This is a genomic window from Desulfomicrobium aestuarii, assembly GCF_055385525.1.
Genome location: NZ_AP042427.1, coordinates 2,526,232 through 2,548,804 on the forward strand (window position 1 = coordinate 2,526,232; position 22,573 = coordinate 2,548,804).

Sequence of the window (22,573 nt, forward strand, 5' to 3'; positions counted from 1 at the left end):
ATCCGCAACGCATTCCGAACATGGGACGGGTTCATGCGACTTCTCTGCACCATTCTGCTCCTGCTGGCCCTGACCGGCACGGCATCTGCGGCCCCGTCGCTGAACCTGACCATCGAGGAGCGCGCCTGGCTCGCCAGGAACAGGGACAACCTGGTCCTGTCCTACGACCGGACCTTCCCGCCCATCGAATTCGAGTCCCCCGACGGATCGTTCTCCGGACTGAGCTCCGAGCTCATCGCCCACATCGAGGAACGCCTCGGCATCACCTTCCGCAAGCAGGCCCTTCCCTGGGAGGACGTCCTGAAAGGTCTGCAGGACGGGAACACGGCCCTGGCGCCGGCCATGATGCAGACGCCGCAGCGGGCCGGTTTCGTCCTGTTCACACCTCCCTACGCGAGCCTTCCCCTGGTCATCGTCACCTCGCGAAACATGGCCAGGACCCTGAGCATGAACAATCTCGACGGGCTTCGCGTGGCGGTCGTGCGCGGCTATGCTTCGGGCGACATCGTGCGTTCCTCGAACTTCGGCCGCTACAAGGTCTTCGAGGTCGACAACATTCCGGAGGGGCTGCGCGACGTCGCCTTCGGCGCCGTGGACGCCTTCGTGGAAAGCCTGGCCGTGGTCGCGTGGCACATCCAGAAGCAGGGCCTCTCCAACCTCAAGGTCGCCGGCGACATCGGCCTGAACCAGGACCTGTCCATCGGGATCAGCCGCAGATATCCCCTCCTGGCCAGCTCCATATCCAAAGTGCTCGATTCGTTGAGCGAAAAGGAAAAGCAGGCCATGACGGAGCGCTGGATCAGGCTCCCGTCGAACTTCATGGACCCGGTGACGCGCAGGGTCCTGTCCTTCGCGGCCCTCACCGCCGTCGTCACGGTCCTCGTGCTGGCGGGGCTGGCCTGGATCCTGAGCCGCAAGCTGCGCAGGAAGGTGTCCGAACTGCAGAGCACCGAAACGGCCCTTCTGGATCAGGTCGGACGTTTCCGCCTGGCCATGGAAGCCACCCAGGCAGGATACTGGGAGTACTTCCCGGCCGAGGAGCGCGAGGAGCACAGCCCCGAGTGGCACAGCATGCTCGGCTATCCGGCGCGGCAGACGTCCGGATCCCTGGAAAACTGGCGCAACCTGATCCACCCCAGCGACAGGAACGACGCCGCGGATGCCTTTTCGGGCTACATCCGGGACGGCGGACGGGGCATGTACGAGGCCGAATACCGCCTGCGCGCCCAGGACGGCTCCTGGCGCTGGATTCTGGCCAAGGGCCGGACCGTGGCCTGGGACGAACTGGGCCGCCCCAAGCGCATCATCGGCCTGAACATCGACATCGACAAAACCCGGCAGGCCCAGGCGAAAATGGAGAGGTTCCAGGCCCTGAACAAGGCCCTGCTGGAGCAGACCACGCAGTTCATCGGCCTGCTGAACCTGCATGGCCGTCTCCTCTCGGCCAACAGAAGCGCCCTCGAATGGGTCGGCGTCGACGCCGAGCGGGTCATCGGCAAGCCTTTCTGGGAGGGGCCGTGGTGGCCGGACAGGGCAGAGGCCGAAGCATTGCTCCGTCAAGTCATCGAACGCGTCCGAGACGGCGAGACGATCCGCCGCGAGATCACGCACGTCGATGCCGCCGGGCGGGAAGCCTTCTTCGACTTCACGGCATCGCCCTTCCGGGACGAAAACGGCAGGGTCGTCAACATCATCGTCGAAGCCAGGGACATCTCCGAACTCAAACACAAGCAGCAAGCCGTCGAGGAGAGCGAGCGGCGCTTCCGGACCATCTTCGAGAGTTCGCCATATTCCATCGTCATCAACCGCCTCTCCGACGGCCGGTACATGGATGCCAACACCGTTTTTCTCGAACGGCTGAACATCAGGCGCGAGGAACTGCTCAAGCTCTCACCCGAGGAAATCGGCAGCTTCCCCGATGAGCACCGGAAGGAGATCATGCTCGCCGTCGGCGCCAGGCAGACCCTGCACAACCTGGAGACGACGACCGTGCGGCCCGACGGCAGGACCATTCACCTGCTCTACTCCGGCGGCTTCATCACCCTGGGCGGCGAGGACTGCATCCTGTCCATGACCGTGGACATCACCGAACTCAAGGAGGCCCAGGAGGCCCTGCGGCGATCGGAGGAAATGTTCTCGCGCCTCTTCCACCTCTCGCCCGACATCATCACGCTGGCCAGATTCAGCGATGGCATCCTGCTGGAGGTCAACGAGGCCTTCAGCGCCCTCACCGGATTCAGCCGGGAGGAGGCCATCGGACACAGTACCTTGGACATCGGCCTCTTCGCCGTTCCCGGACGACGCGCGGAATTCGTCGAAATCCTCGCCCGCGACGGACAGGTCGACAACTTCGAGTTCGACATGCGGCACCGCGAAGGACACATCCTGCACGTCTCCGTGTCGGCCAGGGTCGTGCCCGTGGCCGACACGCACTGCATCCTGGCCATTTCCCGCGACATCACCCACCTGCGGGCCATGCAGGAGACCATGGTCCAGTCCGAGAAGATGCTTTCCCTGGGCGGCATCGCGGCAGGCATCGCCCACGAGATCAACAACCCCCTGGGCATCGTCCTGCAGGCGGTGCAGACCATCGCCCTGCGCACCCGCTCGGACTTCCCGAAAAACATCGAAGCGGCGGCCAGGATCGGCGTGGACATCAAACAGGTCGAGCGCTACCTGACTGAACGCAAGATCGACGTCTTCATCCGCGACATCCAGGGCGCGGCCGTGCGCGCCGCGGAGATCATCCGCCACATGCTCGACTTCAGCCGGCGCAGCGAGTCCAGGCGTTCCGTCTGCGACGTCGCGACCGTCGTCGAAAACGCCCTGCGCCTGGCTTCCAGCGACTACGACCTGAAGAAGAACTACGATTTCAAGTCCATCGAGATCATCAAGGACATCCCGGCGGATCTGCCCGGCTGCGAATGCACGGAAACGGAGATCGAGCAGGTGCTTTTGAACCTCCTGCGCAACGCGGCCCAGGCCATGGCCGAGGCCGAGCCCCCCACCAAGTCCCCGCGCATCGCCATCCGGGCCCGGGTCGAGGGAGAGTCCCTCCGGATCGACATCGCCGACAACGGACCGGGCATCCCCCCCGAGCACCGCAAGCGCATCTTCGAACCCTTCTTCACGACCAAGGCTTCGGGCGCAGGCACGGGTCTCGGGCTGTCCGTGTCGTACTTCATCATCACCAAGGGTCACGGCGGGCGGATGCGCGTCTCCTGCCCGCCCGAGGGGGGCACCGTCTTCACCCTGGAACTGCCCTGTCTGGCCCGCTCCGAAGAAGCCGCCGCGGGGTCCTAGACGAGTGGACTACATTCAACGTATCGGGTCACGAATATGTATGACATTTTCCGTATGCCATATAAGTGGGAATGCGTATGAACATCCTGGTCATCGATGACGAAGAAGGCCTGCGCCGCTCCCTGTGCGCCTACCTTGAGGACTTGGGGTACGATGCCCTGGACGCAGGCAACGGGCTCGAAGGCCTCAAGGTCATGCGCGCGCACATGCCGAATCTGGCCGCGGTCATCGTGGACCTGAACATGCCGGTCCTCGACGGCTACGGGTTCCTGCGCCATGCCAGGGAAGAGGCGCCGGAGCTGCCCATCGTCGTACTCTCGGGCGTCGGCGTGGTCGACGACGCCCTGCAAGCCGTGCGGCTCGGGGCCTGGGACTTCCTGACCAAGCCCCTGCACAATTTCAGCATCCTGGAGCACACCCTGAACAAGGTCACGGAAAAGGCCAGGCTCATCAGGGAAAACCGGGAGTACCAGACCAACCTCGAGGAACTCGTGCGGCAGCGCACGGCCGAACTTGAACGGACCCGCAGGCAGATCATGCACCGCCTGAGCCGGGCGGCAGAGTACAAGGACAACGAGACCGGACACCACGTCATCCGAGTCGGCGAGATAGCCGCGGTCCTGGCCGAAGCCCTGGGACTCGACGCTGAGAGCTGCGACAACCTGCGCGACTGCGCGCCCCTGCACGACATCGGCAAGATCGGGGTGCCCGACGAAGTGCTGCTCAAGCCGGGCAAGCTCGACCCCGATGAATGGAAGATCATGCAGCGGCACTGCATCTTCGGCTGCGAAATACTGGGCCCCCTGACGAGCAAGGAGGAGGCCCACGCCAGCTGCGAGAACTGGGCTGTCAAGGGGCCGGAAGGCAACGAGCTCCTCGACCTGGCGCGCATGCTGGCCCTGCTGCACCACGAACGCTGGGACGGCACAGGCTACCCCTTTGGCCTGGTCGGGGAGGCCATCCCCCTGGAGGCGCGCATCGTGGCCGTGGTCGACACCTACGACGCTCTGGCCAGCGAACGGCCCTACAAGAAAGCCTTTCCCGAGGAAAAATGCCTGGCGATCATCAGGGAGAGCTCGGGCTCCCATTTCGACCCGCAGGTGGTCGAAGCGTTTTTCAGGAACACCGAACGCATCAGGTCCATCCGCTCCAAATGGAACGACTAGGCCCTGCGCAACCCGGACGAACGCCATGAAGATCACCCAATTCCACATGAGCAATGCCGGGGGCCGGCTCATATGCCCCTTGAACGGGACGCTCCCGGAAAGGCCCCTCGCCCTTGTCTTCTGGTCCGACACGGACGAGCGGGATGTCCAGGACGCGGCGAGGATGCTGCGCGATTCATGCGGCGGGCCGGTCATCGTGGGCTGTTCCGCGGGCGGAGCCATCCAGGGCGGCCAGCTCCTTGAAAACGCCCTGAGCGCCACCCTCGTCGCGTTCGAGCACACCCGCTTCGAAACCGTCGCGGCCATGGCCGCCGATCATGCCGACAACCGCGCCCTCGGTCGCCATCTCGGCGCCGCCCTGGGCCACGAAGGTCTGGCCCATGTCTTTGTTCTGTCCGACGGCCTGTCCATCAACGGATGCGCCCTCTCTGCCGGGCTGGCGGAGGCGCTGCCGCCCCACGTCGGCGTGACCGGCGGGCTGGCGGGCGACGGGGAGCGCTTCGAGCGCACGACCCTGCTGCACGGCTGCGACATCTTTTCGGACGGCGTCATCTGCATCGGGTTCTACGGCGACAGGCTCCGCGTGGGCCAGGGCACGCGCGGCGGCTGGGTGCCTTTCGGGCCCGAGAGGCTCATCACGGCCTCCCACGACAACGTCCTGCTGGAGATCGACGGCGAGTCGGCCCTGGATCTCTATGAACGCTACCTCGGCAAGCACGCCAAAAACCTCCCTGCCAGCGGGCACCTCTTCCCGCTGAACCTGCGCGAGGCAGGCAGCTCAATCTGGGTGGTTCGCACCATCCTGGGGCTCGACCGGGAGCGCAAGGCCCTCTTCTTCGGCGGCGACGTCCCGCTGGGCAGCACGGTGCGCCTCATGCGCGGCAGCATAGACAATCTGCTCGACGGCGCCGAGGAGGCCGGAAGGATGGCCCGTGCGGGCGACGGCGCATCCCTGGCGATCCTGGTCAGCTGCGTCGGGCGCAAGATGCTCCTCAAGCAGTTCACGGAGGAGGAAATCGAGGCGGTGGCCGAGGCTCTGGGGCCCGAGGCGACCCTGACGGGCTTTTATTCCTACGGCGAAATCGCCCGCGGGATCGAGGGGGAACCCTGCTGCCTGCACAACCAGACCATGATGGTCACCGTCCTCCAGGAGATCTGCTGACATGCACCGTCTCCTCCAGCGACAGCTCAAGCGGGCCCGCCTGAACGAGGCAGAGATGCCCGCAGACATCGGGGCCTTCGTGCGCCTCGTGGACGAGGCCTATGGCCATTTCGACGACGAACGGGAGATCCTCGACAGGTCCCTCGAGATCAGCTCCGCTGAGCTCGTGCAGCGCAACGCCCTCATGCGCGCCGTGTTCATGGCCCTGCCGGACGTCTTCCTGTGGGTCACCCGCGACGGCTTGATCAAGGATTGCCGGGGCGGCGTATGGCCTCTTTTCGGCCTGGAACGGGTCGACCTGTTCAAAAGGAAGGTGACCGAGATTCCCCAAGTGGCCGACGCGGACGCGTTCTCCAGGGCGTTGCGCAAGATGGAGCACACATCGTTCCACCAGACCGAGTACGCCCTCCAGTCAGGCGGCCGCACCCGATATTACGAGGCCCGCTTCGCCAACCTCGAACGCGACATCATCCTCATCCTCATCCGCGAGATTTCCGACCGCGTCCTGGCCGAAGAGGCCCTGCGCGGAGCCCAGCAGCGCCTGGACCACATCATCGAGTTCCTGCCCGACCCCACCCTGGTGGTCGATGTGGAGCACCGCGTCATCGCCTGGAACAGGGCCATCGAGACCATGACGGGCCTGCCCAAGGAGCGGATCCTCGGCAAATCCGAATACGCGTACGCAGTCCCCTTCTACGGTCAGCCCCGCCCCATCCTCCTGGACTTCATCGGCAAGGACCCCAGCCGGGACTATCCCATGTACCGGCACGAAGGGAGCACGGACGAAGGGTTGGCCACGGAAGTCCATGTTCCGGAGCTGTATGGCGGCAGGGGGGCCTTCGTCTGGGCCAAGGCCACGCCGCTCCTCGACCGCGATGGAAACATCGTCGGGGCCATCCAGACCATCCGCGACATCACCGAACGCAAGAGGACGGAACTGACCACGCAGGTCCTGTACCTGATCTCCACCGCAGCAAGCACGCCCATGGCCGACGAGGAGCTCTTCGCCCGCGTTTTCGCCATCCTCTCCGAGCATCTCGGAGCAAGGGTCATGTACGTGTCGTTGCTGGTGGAAAACGGGGCCGTCCAGACCTACCCCTTTTTCCAGCACCAGAGCCAGGCCCGGCCCGACACCCTCAGGATTCTCTCGGGCCTCGCCGCCGAGGCCAGACAGTCGTCCGAGGGCCGCCTGACCACCATCCCCGACGAAGAGAATGAAGAGGTGCCCGGGCTCATCCGCTGGTTCGCAGCCCCGCTGCGCTACGGCGAGCAGGTCCTGGGCTCCGTGGTCGTCCAGATCGTCGAGGACAATCTCCGGTTTGCCGGCCAGGATTCGCCGGTGCTTGCCTCGATGTCCGACCATCTGGCCATGGCCATCTCCCGCAACGCCACGGAAAAGGCCCTGCGCGAAAGCGAAAAGAAGCACCGGTCCATCTTCGAGAACGCCACCGAGGGCATCTTCCAGATTTCCCTGGACCACGACCTGCTGAGCGCGAATCCGGCCATGGCGCGGATCTTCGGGCACGACAGCGTCGAGGAGCTCATGGCCCGCGCCCAAGGGTTCCTCCGCCAGGCCCTGGGCTCGGACGACCGCGTCCGGCTGCTCAGCCAGGTCCTGCAACAGGACACGGTGCAGAATTTCGAGGTGGGCACCGAAAAGGCCGACGGAAGCCGGATCTGGGTTTCCCTGAACATCCGGACGGTCAGGCGCCGCGACGGGTCCATCATGCATCTGGAGGGTTCGGTGCACGACATTACCATGCGCAAGGAGGCGGAGCGCAGGCTGGACATCCAGAAGAGCCTCTTCAGGCAGCTCTTCGACAACTCCCCCCAGGGCATCCTGCTCCTGGGCAAGGACGGCTCACCCATGGACCTGAACCCGAGCTTCACCAGCCTCTTCGGGTTCACCAGGGACGACCTCCACTCCCTCTTCGAGGTCCTGCTGCCTCCCGACAGCCTGGAGGAGAGCTTCACCTTTCTCTCGGCGGTCCTGGGCGGCACGCCCGTCAACACCGAAACCGCGCGCAGGACCAAGGACGGCCGCACCATCCCAGTGTCCATGCTCGGCTACCCCTACGTCCTGGACGGGGCCATCTCCGGAGCCTTCTTCATCTTCGGCGACATATCCGAGCGCAAGCGCTACGAGGCTCAGCTGACCCAGCAGGCCCTGCGCGACAACCTGACGGAACTGCCCAACCGCATCCTATTCCTGGAGCGCCTGAACCGGGCCATGACGCGCCAGCGCCGCAATTCGGAGTACCGTTTCGCCGTGCTCATGATCGACCTGGACAGCTTCAAGCGCGTCAACGACACCCTGGGCCACCAGGCCGGCGACCACCTGCTGCAGGAGGTGGCCAAGCGCCTGACGGCCTGCCTGCGCAGCATGGACACAGTGGCCCGCATGGGAGGGGACGAGTTCGCCGTGCTGCTCGAAGACTTCCAGAGCAACCAGGAGGCCATCGGCATCACCCGCCGCCTGCTGCAGGCCATCCGGCAACCCATGGACATCCAGGACCACGAGATCCAGGTCAGCGCCTCGGTCGGCGTCGTCCTGCAGACCGGGCGCTACACCTCGCCCAACGACCTGCTGCGCGACGCGGACATCAGCATGTACCGCTCCAAGGAGCTGGGGAAAAACCAGTTCAAGGTCTTCAGCAAGAGCATGTACGAACATGTGGTGCGCACGGTCCAGCTGGAGAACGACCTCCGCCAGGCCCTGGCCGAGGACGAGTTCGAACTCTATTTCCAGCCCATCTTCGACTTGGCCGGGAACCGACTGAGCGGCTTCGAGGCATTGCTGCGCTGGAACCACCCCGAGCGCGGCACTCTGGCTCCCGGGGCCTTCATCCACGTGGCCGAGGAGGCGGGTCTGATCACCGACCTGGGCACCTGGGTCCTCAACCACGGCTGCAGGACCCTGGCGCAGTGGCATGAGCGCTTCGACGGGATCGAGGTGAGCCTCTCCCTGAACCTTTCCCCCCGCGACCTCCTCCAGCCGTCGCTCATCCCCATGCTGGCGGAACTGCTGCACGAGACGGGCCTCGACGCCAGGCACATCAAGCTCGAAATCACCGAGACGGCGGTCATGGAAAACCCCGAGATCGCCACGGCCAGGCTGGAGAGGCTGCAGAAGATGGGCTTCCAGGTGGCCATGGACGACTTCGGGACAGGCTACTCATCCCTGTCCTACCTGCAGAAGCTGCCCATCGACATCCTCAAGATCGACCGGTCCTTCGTGCAGACCATGCTCGAAAACCCCAACAACCTTGAGATCATCAAGGCCATCATCGGCCTGGGCAAGATCCTGGAGCTGCACATCGTGGCCGAGGGGGTGGAGACTCCGGAGCAGTTGACCGCCCTGCAGGCCCTGGGCTGCGACCTGGCACAGGGCTACCTGCTGGGCAAACCCATGCCGCGGGAACAGGCCGAAGCCCTGCTCTCCGGGGGCGGCGCCGGCCCGACGGCATGAACCGGCCCCGCGTCCACCGCTCCCCGTTTCGCGCCTACCGCGCGGACCAGCGGCCGGACCTCGTGAGCTTCCAGATCGTCATCGAGGAGACGGACCTCTGGGTAGCCGCCCACGAGGACCTCTCTGTCCCCATGGCCGACCATGTGCGCCTGCTGCGCGGACAGATCCGGACCTACGCGGCCATCCACCCAGAATTCCTGCCGTCCCTGACACCCCTGAAGGCGGCGCCCGGCGCCCCGGAGATCATCCGGCGCATGTGCCGGGCCGGTGAACTGACGGGCGTGGGCCCCATGGCCGCCGTGGCCGGGACCGTGGCCCAGATGGTCGCGGAAAAGTTCTGCCGGGAATCGCCGGACCTGCTCGTCGAGAACGGCGGCGACACGTACCTGTTTTCCACCCGCGACCGCCACATCGGCATCCTGAGCATGCCCGAGGAGGACATGCGCGTGTGCGTGCACGTCCCGGCCAAGGAATTCCCCTGCTCCTTCTGCGCCTCCTCGGCCACCATCGGCCATTCCCTGAGCTTCGGGAAGGCCGACCTCGTGGTCACGCGCTCCTGCGACGCAGCCCTGGCCGACGCCGCGGCCACGGCCCTGGCCAACGCCCTGAAGGGCGCCGAAGCCATGGGCCGGGTCCTGGACATGGCCCGGAACTGGGAAGGCATCGGCCTTGACGGTGTCTTCGCCCAGTGCGAGGGCCGGATCGGGGTGTGGGGAAAGATGGAGCTGTCCGTGCTCTAGCCTCAACGCTGAGGCTGACGCCGCGCCCTGCCGGGCGCACCAAAAAATACGCCCCGCTTCGATTCGAAGCGGGGCGTTGCGCGTAAACGTATTTGTTTGTCCTAATCTGTCAGTTCTGTCTGTTTCCAGTAAATTCGGCTGTGAACCTTCAATACCTTCGGAGCGCTGGTGACGGTCTCACCGTCTGGATCGCCTGGGCTGTCGGACTTCTCCCGCCTCTTCAGGCCTGCCCTTTCGCTCCCTTTACGCCTCTGACTCGTCTGTATGGCCCAATGGTCTTCCCTCCGTTGAGGTTGGTCCAGTCGTCTTTGATTCCCATATATATCCTGACGAACCCTCTGTCCAGAGAAGAGACCCGATTCGCGCATATTTTCCATGAAGGAGCCTCCGTTGCCCACCGGCGCTTTGCCTTTGCGCTGCGCTCTGGTAGACGGTCGCCATGACGACGGACCCAGCCCGAAACGAGACCCGGCCGCGCCCGGCCCGCCTTCTGCGCGGGGCGGCGGTGGCGCTGTGCCTCTTCGCGGTGGTCACGACCTTGCTGTGTGCCGCCATCTGGGCCGCGCTGCCCCGGCTGGCCGAAACCCTGCTCCTCCCTGCGGCCGCCGAAAGGCTGGGCATTTCCGGCCTCGAAGCCGACATCCGCCGCATCGGTCTGAGCGGACTGGACCTGGGAACCATCACCCTCGGTCCGGATACAGGCCTCGACGTCGCGGCCGTGCAGGCGGACTGGAGTCTGGCCGGCCTCGCCAGAGGCCGCGCCGACAGGGTGCGGATCATGGGGCTGCGCGTCTCGGTCACGGAAGAAAACGGAGCCTGGAAGGTGCGCGGCCTGACCAGCGCCACCGGAGCGACCGAATCCGGCTCCTCCTTCCTGCCGCAGATCGGTGCGTTCTCCGTGGACGGGGTCGTGGAACTCGACGGCCAGGCCATGGACCTCCGCCTCCCCTTCCGCCTGGACGGAAGCTTGGACAAGGACGGGCTCGCGGTCCTGGAGGCTCGCACAGAACTGGCCGGACAGGAACTGCGCCTCACCGTCCGGGCCGACCTCGCCCGCAGGGATGTCCGCCTGACCTGCGCCCTCCCTCCCGCCTCCCTGGCGGCACTGGCCAGCCTGGTGCCCGGACTGCGCGACATCCCCGTGAGCGGAACCCTGGAAGCCCTGGCCGATGCGGCCCTGCCCCCCGAGGGCCCCCCGCAGGCGCAGGCCCGCCTCGACCTGCGTTCGGCGCAGGCCGCGCCCGACCAAGTCCGCATCGTCCAGGACGGCGAAACATCCCTGCGTCTCGACTGGCGCGAAAGGCCGGGGCTCACCCTCGAGCCCGTCCTCCTGCGCGCGCCGCTGCCGCTGGTCCTCACGGTCAGCGACATCGGCATGGACCTGGGAGCCGGCGCCCTGGACTGCGGCTGGGAACTGACCCTGCCGGCCGTACCCGGGCTGAACCTCGCGTCGGCCGTGCGTCTGGCCGGAACCGCCTCGGGCCGGCGAATGCCCCACGGCTGGGACCTGCGTTCAAGAGGCCGGCTCGACGCCGTCCAGACCTCTCTGGAAAACGACCCTGACCTCAAGGCGACCCTTGAAGCGGGCACCATGGACCTCGCAGCGTCGATATCCGAAGGTGGCGCCCGCATCTACGCCTTCTTCGACCTCGGACGTCTGCAGGCGGCGCGCGGCGATTTCAAGGGCAGCCTGTCGGGGCTCGGTCTGGTCTGCAACGCAACGGCCGACGCCGAAGGCGTGAACGGCACCTTGTCCCTGTCCGGAGGCCGCCTGGAGGCCCGGCGCCCGGGCCTGACCCTGAACACGACCCGCCTGGAGGGCGCCTGCGGCTTCGCGCTCGGTGCGAAGACGAAGCTGAGCGGGAGCATCTCCGCGGGGATCAATGCCGGAAGCGGCGACGCGACGGCCTCCATGACCCTGCGCTTGCCCCTGGCCTGGCCGGAGCCGGCGACGGAGGCCGGCAGCCTGTCCGCGGACCTTCGCCTGAAGAAGAGGTCCGTGGCAATAATTTCATCGCGCGTCGTGCAAAACCTGCGCGGTCTGGTCCTCGACGGGTCCCTGTCCGTGCCGCCGCTGACCGTGCGGGCATCCCTCAAGGGGCGTGCGGACCTGGCCGACCCCCGCGCGTCGTGGCTGGAGGCCAGGGCCGACCAGACCGTGACCCTGCCGGGCGACCTGCCCCGCTTCGTCCCGGCCCTGGCGACCCTGGAGGGCAGGACCCGGCTGCAGGCCTCGGCCAGACTCGATCTCGAGCGAGGGACTGCGGCCCTCCCGGCCGCCCTGAAGCTTACGGACATCTCGCTGACCCACGGCAAGACCAAGGCGGCCCTAAGCGGCGGCGCCCTGGCCATCGCCTTTTCCGACGCGCTGACCGCGCGCTCGGACCCCGATCAGCGCATGACCTTCGAACGCCTTCAACTCGGCTCGATCATCCTGGAAAAGGGCGACGTCCGCTACCAGGTCGAGGCCCCGCACAGCGTCCTGGTGGAGGGATGCAGCTTCCGCTGGGCGGGCGGACGCATCGGCACCCAGGCCTTCCGCGTCAACCCGAGCGTGGAGGACTACACCGTGGAGATGTACTGCGACCGGGTGGAGCTTCCCAAGGCCCTGGAGCAGCTCGGCATGACCCGGGCCAGCGGCGGCGGCACGGCCAACGGACGCATCCCCGTGCGCTGGGCCGGGGGGAAGCTGACCTTCGACAACGGCTTCCTCTATTCCACTCCCGGCGAAAAGGGGGTACTGCGCATCGAGGGCACGGAAATCCTGACCGCCGGGGTGCCGCCGGGCACCCCCCAATACGGCCAGCTGGACCTGGCGTCCGAGGCCCTGAAGGATTTCGGGTACGAGTGGGCCAAGGTGACCATGAACACCGCGGGCGACGAGCTCGTCGTCGCGCTGCAGCTCGACGGCAAGCCCGAAATGCCCCTGCCTTTCGTCTATGACCGCGAATTCGGGGGCTTCGCCAGGGTTTCGGCCAGCTCCCCCGGCTCGGTATTCCAGGGCATCCGGCTGGACGTGAACTTCCGGCTCCCCCTGGACCAGCTCTTGCAATACAGACAGCTCCTGGAACTGATCAACAACGGAGGTTGACGTGCGAACCCCACTCCTGGCCCTGGCCGCGATGCTCCTCCTGCAGGGCGCCTGCAGCACCCGCCACGAGGTGCAGATGGCGCCCGTGGAGGTCAAACCCATCCACATCACCATCGACGTGAACGTGCGGGTCCAGAAGGACCTGGAAGATTTCTTCGGCGACATCGACAAGGCCGAGGAGAAACTCAACACGAACAACTGACGGAGAGACCATGCACACACCTAAATTCCTCATCACGACGATCCTGGCGGCGCTGGCCGTCCTTCTGCTGGCCCAGGCCGGACTGGCCGACGACATCAAGGACCGCATGAAGGCCCGTCTGCCGGTCATCACCGAACTCAAGGCCCAGGGCCTTCTCGGCGAGAACAACAAGGGGTTCCTTGAGTTCCGGGGCGGGCAGCAACCCAAGGCCGACGTCGTGCAGGCCGAAAACGCCGACCGAGCGGCCGTCTACGCGGCCATCGCCCAACGCCAGAAAACAACGCCCGAGTTCGTAGGCCAGGCCCGGGCTGCCCAAATCGCCGAGAAGGAGCCGGCCGGCTTCTGGGTCCAGGACGCGGGCGGGGCCTGGAAGAGGAAGTGAGGGGGAGAGTGGACGGGAAGGACTGACACGGACTGACACGGACCGATAAGCCCACCGCGACCTCAAGGGCCCGTGTTCGTCCATGACGTCCACTTCGTCCATGCCGTCCATCCCCAGCCCCCAGCCTTGACGCCCTGGTTTCCCGCCGGTACAGCCTGCCGCTGGACCGCGGCCATTCCCGCCTGCGGCCGCCTCAACCAGGACCTGTCATGAACTCCCGCACCACCCGCGCCAACATCCTTCTTCTGCTGACCGCCATGATCTGGGGCGCGGCCTTCGTGGCGCAGCGCGTGGGCATGGACCACATGGGCCCCCTGACCTTCAACGCCGTTCGCTTCGCCCTCGGCGCGGCGGCCCTGCTACCGCTCATCGCCTTCCTGGACAAAAAGCGCACCGTGGCGCCGCCGCCCTTCGCCACCCTGCTCAAAGGCGGCGTCCTCATGGGCCTGGCCCTGTTCCTGGGCGCCTGGCTGCAGCAATTCGGACTGTGCTACACAACGGCCGGCAAGGCCGGGTTCATCACCGGGCTCTACGTCGTCTTCGTGCCGATCATCGGCATCTTTCTCGGCCAGCGCTACGGCACGGGCACCTGGGCCGGGGCGGGGCTGGCCATCGCGGGCATGTACCTGCTGAGCGTGACCGAGTCCTTTTCCATGGACAAGGGCGACGCCCTGGTGCTCATGTCCGCCTTCTTCTGGGGCATCCATGTTCTGCTGGTGGGCAGGCTGACCCAGGGCATCAAGACCGTGGACGCCGTCAGGCTGGCCGCCATCCAGTTCGCCACCTGCAGCCTCATCAGCTTCGCCGGGGCGGCCGCCACCGAGGACATCACCCTGGCCGGGCTGCGGGCCGGAGCCATCCCCATCCTCTACGGCGGCCTGATGAGCGTCGGCGTGGCCTACACCCTGCAGGTCGTGGCCCAGCGCGACGCCCGCCCGGCCCCGGCGGCCATCATCCTGAGTCTCGAAGCGGTGTTCGCGGCCCTGACGGGCTGGCTGATGCTGGGCGAAATCCTGACCACGCAGGCCGTTATCGGCTGCGCCCTCATGCTCTGCGGCATGATCTGGTCCCAGGCCAGACCCTGACGAAGGCAGCGCCCGCGCCCACAGCAAAGCGGCCGTCTCCCCTGCGGGAAACGGCCGCTTTCGTTTTGACCGGATGACCGCCCCTAGACCGCTATCTCGGGGTGGAAGACGTTGACCTCCTTCAGGTCGTCGCCCAGGTAGGTACGCTCGTTGGGCCCCAGGACACCCAGGGACAGACAGATGAGCGTCCACAGGTGCACCACGCCGTAGTGCCCCCCGTAGTGTTCGCTCAGTTCGTGGATCTGGGCGTGGCAGTTGTGGCAGGCGGCGACGCAGTAGTCGGCCTTGGTGGCCTTGATCTGCTCGTCCTTGACCCGTCCGTAGGCCAGGCGCTGGTCCCTGAACCCCGACTGAAGGAAACCGCCGAACTGGCTGGTCGAGTCCCGATTCATGAGCGACAGCATGAGGCATATTCCGCAGTCATGCCAGGTGCGAGACCGTGTCCTGCAATTCGTCTTCCTCGAACACCTTGAGCCACGCGGTCTGGTCCAGGCTCAGTCCCGACGGTATTGATGATCGCTCCCTCTCGCTGACACGTCCGGATTGCGCGGCCCAGGTTGTCATCACCTGCAATAGATGCCATTGTTCCCCAATAGTTCGGTTCAACGCCGCATTCTCAACCCCCAAACAGGATGCACCATGGACAGCCTGTGGGAAGTGCCTTTCGCGACGGCCCTGCAGCCCCTCATCGACGCATCTCCGGAAGCGATCTTCCTCATGGCCCCCGACGGACGCATACTGGCGGCCAACGCCGCCATGGGCAGACGGGTGCATGCCCGCGCCGCGGAACTGATCGGCAGGAATGTCTTTGATCTCGTCGACCCCGAGTCCGCCGCACGTCGCAGAGCCCACGTCGACACGGTCCTGACCACGGGCAGGCCCGTCGTCTTCCGCGACGAGCGCCTCGGAAAATGCACGGAACACCACCTCCACCCCGTGCCGGATGCGGCCGGCCGGACGGCCTTCGTGGCGGTCTACGCCAGGGATGTCTCGGAAAGCGGCCTCGTCGAAGAGGAGCGCCTCAAGAACGAGGCCATCCTGCGGGAAAGCCAGGCCCTGGCTCATGTCGGAGGATGGGAATGGGACGTGGACCGAAAGCGGATGTACTGGAGCGAGGAGACGTTCAACATTCACGACGTGCCCCCGGAAAAGCGTGAGCAGGGCTCACCAGGCCTCATCCGCAGGAGCATCGAGTGTTACCGGCCCGAGGACAGGGAGACCATCGCAGCCGCCTTCCGCGCCTGCGTCGAGGAGGGTCGGCCCTACGACCTCGAATTCCCCTTCACGTCCTTCGCGGGGCGGAGCCTCTGGATCCGGACCACGGCCCGACCGGTTTGGGAGAACGGGCGTGTGTACAGGGTCGTGGGCAACATCATGGACATCACGGCCCGCAAGAAGTCCCAGGGCCTGCTGGAGTCCCGCGTCCGCCTGAGCGAACTGTCGCTGACCTTGGACACCAAGGCCCTGCTGGGAGCCTTCGTCGACGAGGCCGAATCCCTGACCGGCAGCCGCATCGGCTTTGTCCATTTCGTAGTCGAGGAACAGGCGACGCTGTCCCTGCAGACCTGGTCCTCGAGCACCCTCGAGCATTTCTGCACGGCCGCCGGCGAGGGCCTGCACTACCCCGTCGCACAGGCCGGCGTCTGGGTCGACGCCGTGCGGCAGCGCAAGGCCGTCATCCACAACGACTACGCCAGCCTCCCCCACCGCAGGGGCCTGCCGCCCGGGCACGCCCCCCTGGTCCGCGAACTGGTGGTCCCCATCTTCCAGGGCGGCCGCATCGTGGCCGTCTTCGGCGTCGGCAACAAGGACGAGGACTACGACGAGCGGGACATCGAACTGGTCTCGACCCTGGGCGGCATGGCCTGGGACATTCTCTCACGCGCGAAGAGCGAGGAGGCCCTGCGCCAGAGCGAGGAGTACCTTCAGGCGGTCTTCCGCGCAGCCCCCGTGGGCATCGGCGTGGTCAGGAACAGGGTTCTGACCCGCGTCAACGAACGGATCTGCGAAATGACCGGCTACAGCCAGGAGGAGCTCCTGGGGCAGAGCGCGCGCATGCTCTACCCCAGCCAGGAGGACTTCGACTTCGTGGGGCGGGAGAAATACCGGCAGATTCGGGAGAAAGGCACGGGAGAGCTGGAAACCCGCTGGCAACGGAAAGACGGGAGCGTCATTGACGTCCTCATGGCGTCCACCCCACTGGACAGGAGCAACCTCTCCGTCGGGGTCACCTTCACGGCCCTGGACATCACCGAACGCAAACGGATTCAGGCCGAGCTGGTCCAGGCCAACCTCGACCTGTCCGAAACAACGGCCAGGGCCACGGATCTCGCGGCTCAGAGCGAAGCGGCGAACAAGGCCAAGAGCGAGTTCCTGGCCAACATGAGCCACGAGATCCGCACTCCGCTCAACGGGGTGCTGGGCATGCTGCAGCTCATCGAAACGACCGACCTGGACCCGGAGCAGCGCGATTACGTGCGCACGGCCATCACGTCCTCGACCCGGTTGACGCGGCTGCTTTCGGACATCCTCGACATTTCGCGCATCGAATCGGGCAAGCTCGTGCTCTCTGAGACCGAATTCGAAGTCTCGGCGCTCAAGGGCTCGGTCCTCGAACTCTTCGCGCCCATCGCACGGAAAAAGAAGCTCGACCTCCTCTTCCGCCTGGATCCTGGCGTGCCCAGGCACCTCATCGGAGACGAGACGCGCCTGCGCCAGATCCTCTTCAACCTCGTGGGCAACGCCATGAAGTTCACGCAACGGGGCGCGGTCAGCGTGGAGATCTCCCCGCTCCGGCCCCGCTCCGCCTCCGAATGCCGCATACTGCTGTGCGTGAACGACACCGGCGCGGGCATCCCGGAGAACCGGATCAAGGACATCTTCGAGCCGTTCGTCCAGGTCGACGGGTCCTACGTGCGCGAGCACCAGGGGGCCGGCCTTGGCCTGTCCATCGTGCGGCGCCTGGTGCGGATGATGCGCGGGGAACTGTCTCTGGACTCGACCCTCGGCGAAGGGACGACCATCTGCCTTTCCCTTCCGCTGCGCGTGCCGCAGGGCAGGATGCCCGCAGCCCAGGACGGACAGGCAGAGGAATGCCTGCAGCCGGCCTGCCGGATCATCCTGGCCGAGGACGACGAGGTCAACCTCTGGGCCGGTCGGAAGATTCTCGAAAAACTCGGGCACAGCGTGACGCCGGCCGCCAACGGCCAGGAGGTGCTGGACCACCTGGCCCGGCAGGATTTCGACCTGATCTTCATGGACATCCAGATGCCCGTCATGGACGGGGTCGAGGCGACCAGGGCCATCCGGCAGGACGTGAGCCTGGGGGCCAGGTCCTCCATCCCCATCATCGCCATGACGGCCTACGCCATGACCGGGGACAGGGAGGTCTTCCTCGCGGCAGGCATGAACGACTACCTGGCCAAGCCCGTTCAGATGGACGGAATACGGCAGGTCATCGCGCGGGTTCTGGGAAACGTCCCCCGGGCCTGAACCCCTCCCCGGCCTGCCGAAGAGTGGCCGTCACTCCGGGGCCATGGTTCGGGGCATGGGCGCGGCGACCACCTGCCCCCTGGCGCGCAGCTCGTCCAGGGCCAGTATCTCCATCCACGACGACCTTCCTGCCCCGCCGCTCGACGACCCTGGCCCGCAGCGTCAGCTCCGGGCCCAGGGGCGTGGGCCGCAGAAAATCCACATGCAGCGACGCCGTCACGTAACGCTGCGGCCCCTCGCCTTCCCCGGCCGAGGCCGCGGCCGCAGTGGCCACGCCGTGGCAGTCCACCAGCGACGCCAGGAGCCCGCCGTAGACATAGCCGGGCAGGGCGATGTGCTCGGGCCGGGGCGTGAAGCTGGCCAGGCCCTCCTCGCCGTCCCAGCGGGAGGCGATGTGCAGGCCCTTGTCGTTGTTTCTGCCGCAGCCGTAACAGTGGCTGAGGTCGTCGGGGTACTGGTGCTGGATGGGGATGCCGGGCATGAAGGGTCTCCCTGGAATGGAACAGGTCCTATGGAGCACGCGGCAACCATAGGACCTCTCCAAGAATGACGGGGGGCGTTTCACATCACTTTTTCTGCGTCGAAAGCCAGCCGACGATGGACGCCTGCTCCTCGGCGCCCACGGCCGGGGCGTTCGGTTTGGCCAGCATCCGGGCCACGGTGGTCGACCACGCGGCCTGGTCCTTGACGCCGATGGCCGCCCGCACACGGCCCAAGTCATGGCATTTCGTACAGGTTGACTGGACCAGCGCCTCGCCGTCGGCCGCAAAGGCCCATACGGACACCAGGCACACGGCTACGGCGATCGCCATCGACAGGCAGCATCTGCGCATCTCGTTTCCTCCGGTTGTGGTTCATGAGTCTGATCGCTTCTACACCGGAACGGATCCCGAAGGCAAACGCCGGTCGCCCCGGAGGCGTCAGCCCTTGCGGAGCCGACCCAGGGAGCAGAACACGCCGATGACGCACAGCGCCGCGCAGACGGCGAAGATGACGTGCATGCTGACCAGAAACTGCGGGACGGTCTCGGGGCCGACCTGCCGCCCGTGCAGCAGGAAGCCGAAGACCACCGTGGCGATGCCCATGGACAGGGACATGCCGAAAGTGCGCATGGTCGCCACCAGGCTGGAGGCGATGCTGTAGTGCCTGGGCTCGACGCTGCCCATGATCACGCTCATGTTGGGCGAGGCGAAGAGCGCGAAACCCAGCCCCAGAAGCGCCAGGACGCCCCCGATGGCCCACAGGGAGGTGTCCGCGCCCACGCCGACCATGCACAGGAGACCGAGGGCGCAGAGGCCCATGCCCAGACTGGCCATGCCCGCCGCGTTGAACCTGTCCGAAAGGGTCCCCGCCAGGGGGGAAAGCAGGCTCTGCACCACGGGCTGGACCACGAGCAGGAACCCGGCGTTCATGGGCGAAAAGCCCTTGACCACCTGCAGGTAGAGGCTCAGCAGGAAGCCCACGGCGAAGGTGCCGGCGTAGTTGATGAGGGTCGCCAGGCTCGTCAGCAGAAAGACGCGGTTGGACGTGAACAGGGACAGTTCCAGCAGGGGGTGGACGGCGCGCTTGGAGCGCAGCACGAACAACAGGCCCAGGGAAGCCGCCCCCGCGAGCAGGGGGAGCCCCTGGGCGGGCCTGGCCAGTCCCGTCAGGCCGTTGACGAAGCAGACCACGAAGAGCGCGTAGTAGAGGCTCCCGAGGGCATCGAAACGCTCCCCTTCCGCCGGCCGCCACTCGCCCTCGATGCGCATGGCCAGCAGCCAGCAGACCAGACCCGGGGGCAGGCTCAGGAAAAAGACGCTGCGCCACCCCGCGAGGTCGGTCATCAGCCCGCCCACCAGCGGGCCCACCGACAGGCCGAGATAGACGCAGGCCACCAGCACGCCCATGACCTTGCCGCGTTCGCTCTTCGGGTAGATATCCGTCACGATGGCCACGCCCGTGGTCAGGATCATGGCCGCACCCACGCCCTGCACGATGCGCAGGGCCACGAGGCTGGCCACGGACCAGGCCAGGGAGGCGCACACGGAAAAAACGACGAAGGCCGCGGTGCCCCAGACGAAGGTCCGCCTGCGCCCCCAGATGTCGGCCAGGCGCCCGACAGGCAGCAGGATGGCGGCCAGGGCCAGGATGTAGCTGCCGGCCACCCAGCTCAGTTCCACGGCCGTGGCCTGAAGCTCGATCTGCACCACGGGCAGGGTGATGCCCACCGCGGACATCATGAACGGGACGAGAAAGCTGGCCATGGACCCGGCGACCAGGGCGGCGGTTCTGCTCTGCATGTTTCCTCCGAATGTCGGGTCTGGTTAGCCTTCCCCCGCCCGCGGGGCAAGTCCGGCAACCGAACGCGCACCCGTCGCAAAATCGGTTGCGCCAGCCCCTTGTTTTCATCCAATCGATGATCTATCGGCAAAGCTCGCAAGGAGGCGAGATGCTCACATCGATGCAACAGATCCGCGACAAGGCCCTGACCCTGCCCGTCCAGACCGTGGCCGTGGCCTGCGCCCACGACACCGAGGCCCTGAAGGCCGTGGCCGAGGCCCACGCCCTGGGCCTGGCCCGTTTCATCCTGGTCGGGGAGACCGACAAGATCCGCGCCCTTGCCGACGGGATGGGGCTCGACCTTTCCGACTTCGAACTCGTTGACGCCCGCGGCGAGGCAGCCGGGGCCGCGGCCACGGTGCAGGTCGTGGCCTCGGGGCGGGCCCGGATCCTGCTCAAGGGGTTCGTGGACTCCTCCGTCCTCTTCAGGGCCGTGCTGGACCGCGACGCGGGACTGCGCAACGGGAGCACCGTCAGCCACACCGTGGTCATGGACGTGCCCGGCTTCGACAAGCTCTACCTCCTGACCGACGCGGCCATGATCATCAAGCCCGACCTCGAAACCAAGCGCCAGATCGTGCTCAACGCCGTGAAGGTGGCCCGCGCCCTGGGCAACCCGGACCCCGTGGTCGGCGTGCTGTGCGAGTCCGAGAAGGTCAACCCGAAGATGCCGGCCACCATGGACGCCCAGGCCCTGGTCGAGATGAACCGCGACGGCCGCCTGCCGGGATGCCGCGTCGGCGGCCCCTACGCCCTGGACAACGCCATCAGCGAGCGAGCCGCCCGCCACAAGGGCATGGACGACCCCCTGGCCGGTAAGGCCGACATCCTCCTGGCCCCGGACCTGGCCGCGGGCAACATCTTCTACAAGAGCCTCATGTACTTCGCCCGCGCCCGCTCCGCCGGGGTGGTCATGGGCACCAAGGCCCCGGTGCTCCTCAACTCCCGGGCCGACTCCCATGAGACCAAGATCAACGCCGTGGCCCTGGGCGTGCTCATGGCCGCGGCAAAGGCGGAGGGCGTCGCGTGACCCCGCGCATCCTGGCCATCAATCCCGGCTCAACGTCCACCAAGATCGCGGTCTTCGCAGGCGACGAACCCGTCTTCGTCGAGACCATCCGCCACGACGCCGTGGAACTGGCATCCTTCGGGAACGTCATGGACCAGGAAGCGTACCGGCGGGACCTCATCCTCGCCGCCCTGCACCGCCACGGCCTCGCAATCGCCGACCTGGCGGCCGTCATCGGCCGCGGCGGACTCATGCGGCCCATCGCCGGCGGCACCTACGCCGTGAACGAGGCCATGCTGGACGACCTGCGCTCATGCCGCTTCGGCACCCATGCCTCCAACCTCGGAGCCATCCTGGCCCGAGACCTGGCGGGCGAGGCCGGCATTCCCGCCCTCATCGCCGACCCGGTGGTCGTGGACGAACTGGGCCCCCTGGCCCGCTATTCCGGCCACCCGGACATTTCCCGGCGCAGCATCTTTCACGCCCTGAACCACAAGGCCGTGGCCAGGGTGGCGGCGGCCGAACTGGGGCGCCCCTACGAGGACCTGCGCCTGATCGTGGCCCACATGGGCGGAGGCGTGTCCGTGGGCGCCCACGACCGCGGGCGCGTGGTCGACGTCAACAACGCCCTGGACGGCGATGGTCCCTTCTCGCCCGAACGCAGCGGCGGCCTGCCCGCCGGGGCCGTGGTCGGCTGGTGCTTCGCACCCGGGGCCGAAGAGGCTGAAATTCGGCGCAGGATCACGGGCCGCGGCGGCTTCCTGGCCTATCTGGGCACGGCCGACGGTTTGGAGATCGACCGGAGAGTGGCTGAGGGAGACGACAAGGCCCGAGAAGTGCGCGAAGCCATGGCCTATCAGGTGGCCAAGGAGATCGGGAGCATGGCCGCCGTGCTCGAAGGCCGCCTCGACGCCGTCATCCTCACGGGCGGTCTCGCTCACGACAAGGTGCTGGTCGACCTCATCTCCCGGCGGGTCTCGTTTCTGGCCAGGGTCGTGGTCCATGCAGGCGAGGACGAGATGGGCGCCCTGGCCCGGGCCGCCCTGCGCGCCCTGGCAGATCCCGGGACGATCCTGATCTATCCGGCCTGAGCTCTTATCGATATTTCCCCCTTTCCCCCAATACGGATCTGCGTTAGGAATTCTTCTCG

The 22,573-nt window shown here is 66.6% G+C and carries 15 protein-coding genes and 1 pseudogene; 12 read left to right on the plus strand and 4 right to left on the minus strand.

All coding sequences use genetic code 11. From position 1 onward, the window contains the following. Window positions 1-33 precede the first annotated feature (33 nt). From ACZ5AC_RS11455 to ACZ5AC_RS11495, 9 genes are all read left to right on the plus strand, one after another. Window positions 34-3,303: a PAS domain S-box protein gene (locus tag ACZ5AC_RS11455; protein ID WP_464247747.1), complete on the plus strand. Its 3,270-nt coding sequence runs from the start codon at window positions 34-36 to the stop codon at window positions 3,301-3,303. 77 nt (window positions 3,304-3,380) lie between these two features. Next, window positions 3,381-4,469, plus strand: a complete 1,089-nt coding sequence (locus ACZ5AC_RS11460; protein ID WP_464247748.1) for an HD-GYP domain-containing protein — start codon at window positions 3,381-3,383, stop codon at window positions 4,467-4,469. A gap of 25 nt (window positions 4,470-4,494) precedes the next feature. Next, window positions 4,495-5,631 (plus strand): FIST signal transduction protein, encoded by a 1,137-nt coding sequence (locus tag ACZ5AC_RS11465; protein WP_464247749.1) that lies wholly within the window; start codon window positions 4,495-4,497, stop codon window positions 5,629-5,631. 1 nt (window position 5,632) lies between these two features. Then, complete coding sequence (locus ACZ5AC_RS11470) at window positions 5,633-9,100, plus strand: EAL domain-containing protein (protein ID WP_464247750.1); 3,468 nt, start codon at window positions 5,633-5,635, stop codon at window positions 9,098-9,100. Further along, on the plus strand, window positions 9,097-9,840 hold the full coding sequence (locus ACZ5AC_RS11475; protein WP_464247751.1) for a UPF0280 family protein: 744 nt from the start codon (window positions 9,097-9,099) through the stop codon (window positions 9,838-9,840). The genes ACZ5AC_RS11470 and ACZ5AC_RS11475 overlap by 4 nt, the downstream gene beginning before the upstream one ends. A gap of 439 nt (window positions 9,841-10,279) precedes the next feature. Further along, window positions 10,280-12,931 carry a hypothetical protein gene (locus ACZ5AC_RS11480; protein ID WP_464247752.1) on the plus strand — a complete coding sequence of 884 codons (2,652 nt, stop codon included), beginning with the start codon at window positions 10,280-10,282 and terminating at the stop codon, window positions 12,929-12,931. Window position 12,932: 1 nt separating this feature from the next. Beyond that, the gene (locus ACZ5AC_RS11485; protein ID WP_043775889.1) at window positions 12,933-13,133 is read left to right on the plus strand and encodes a YnbE family lipoprotein; all 201 of its coding nucleotides are present in this window, start codon (window positions 12,933-12,935) and stop codon (window positions 13,131-13,133) included. Window positions 13,134-13,143: 10 nt separating this feature from the next. Beyond that, window positions 13,144-13,515: a YdbL family probable chaperone protein gene (locus ACZ5AC_RS11490; RefSeq protein ID WP_464247753.1), complete on the plus strand. Its 372-nt coding sequence runs from the start codon at window positions 13,144-13,146 to the stop codon at window positions 13,513-13,515. Window positions 13,516-13,724: 209 nt separating this feature from the next. Further along, entirely contained in the window at window positions 13,725-14,600 is an 876-nt protein-coding gene (locus ACZ5AC_RS11495) for a DMT family transporter (RefSeq protein ID WP_464247754.1), read from the plus strand. A gap of 83 nt (window positions 14,601-14,683) precedes the next feature. Here the strand turns inward: ACZ5AC_RS11495 and ACZ5AC_RS11500 are convergent. Further along, window positions 14,684-14,965, minus strand: a pseudogene (locus tag ACZ5AC_RS11500) ((Fe-S)-binding protein); the annotation flags it as partial. A gap of 274 nt (window positions 14,966-15,239) precedes the next feature. On the opposite strand from ACZ5AC_RS11500, the gene ACZ5AC_RS11505 reads away from it, so the two are divergent. Next, on the plus strand, window positions 15,240-18,092 hold the full coding sequence (locus tag ACZ5AC_RS11505; protein WP_464247755.1) for a PAS domain S-box protein: 2,853 nt from the start codon (window positions 15,240-15,242) through the stop codon (window positions 18,090-18,092). Here the strand turns inward: ACZ5AC_RS11505 and ACZ5AC_RS11510 are convergent. The 3 genes from ACZ5AC_RS11510 to ACZ5AC_RS11520 all read right to left on the minus strand — a co-directional run bounded on the left by ACZ5AC_RS11510 (window position 18,055) and on the right by ACZ5AC_RS11520 (window position 20,374). After that, a complete protein-coding gene (locus tag ACZ5AC_RS11510; RefSeq protein ID WP_464247756.1) occupies window positions 18,055-18,573 on the minus strand; it encodes a PaaI family thioesterase in 519 nt (172 codons plus the stop codon). The two genes, ACZ5AC_RS11505 and ACZ5AC_RS11510, sit on opposite strands and share 38 nt — an antisense overlap. An 85-nt stretch (window positions 18,574-18,658) precedes the next feature. After that, window positions 18,659-18,925 (minus strand): hypothetical protein, encoded by a 267-nt coding sequence (locus ACZ5AC_RS11515; protein ID WP_464247757.1) that lies wholly within the window; start codon window positions 18,923-18,925, stop codon window positions 18,659-18,661. Window positions 18,926-19,012: 87 nt separating this feature from the next. Continuing rightward, on the minus strand, window positions 19,013-20,374 hold the full coding sequence (locus tag ACZ5AC_RS11520; protein WP_464247758.1) for an MFS transporter: 1,362 nt from the start codon (window positions 20,372-20,374) through the stop codon (window positions 19,013-19,015). 149 nt (window positions 20,375-20,523) lie between these two features. On the opposite strand from ACZ5AC_RS11520, the gene ACZ5AC_RS11525 reads away from it, so the two are divergent. Then, entirely contained in the window at window positions 20,524-21,444 is a 921-nt protein-coding gene (locus tag ACZ5AC_RS11525; RefSeq protein WP_464247759.1) for a bifunctional enoyl-CoA hydratase/phosphate acetyltransferase, read from the plus strand. After that, window positions 21,441-22,514, plus strand: a complete 1,074-nt coding sequence (gene buk, locus ACZ5AC_RS11530) for a butyrate kinase (protein ID WP_464247760.1) — start codon at window positions 21,441-21,443, stop codon at window positions 22,512-22,514. Before ACZ5AC_RS11525 ends, buk begins: the two co-directional genes overlap by 4 nt. Window positions 22,515-22,573: the final 59 nt, after the last annotated feature.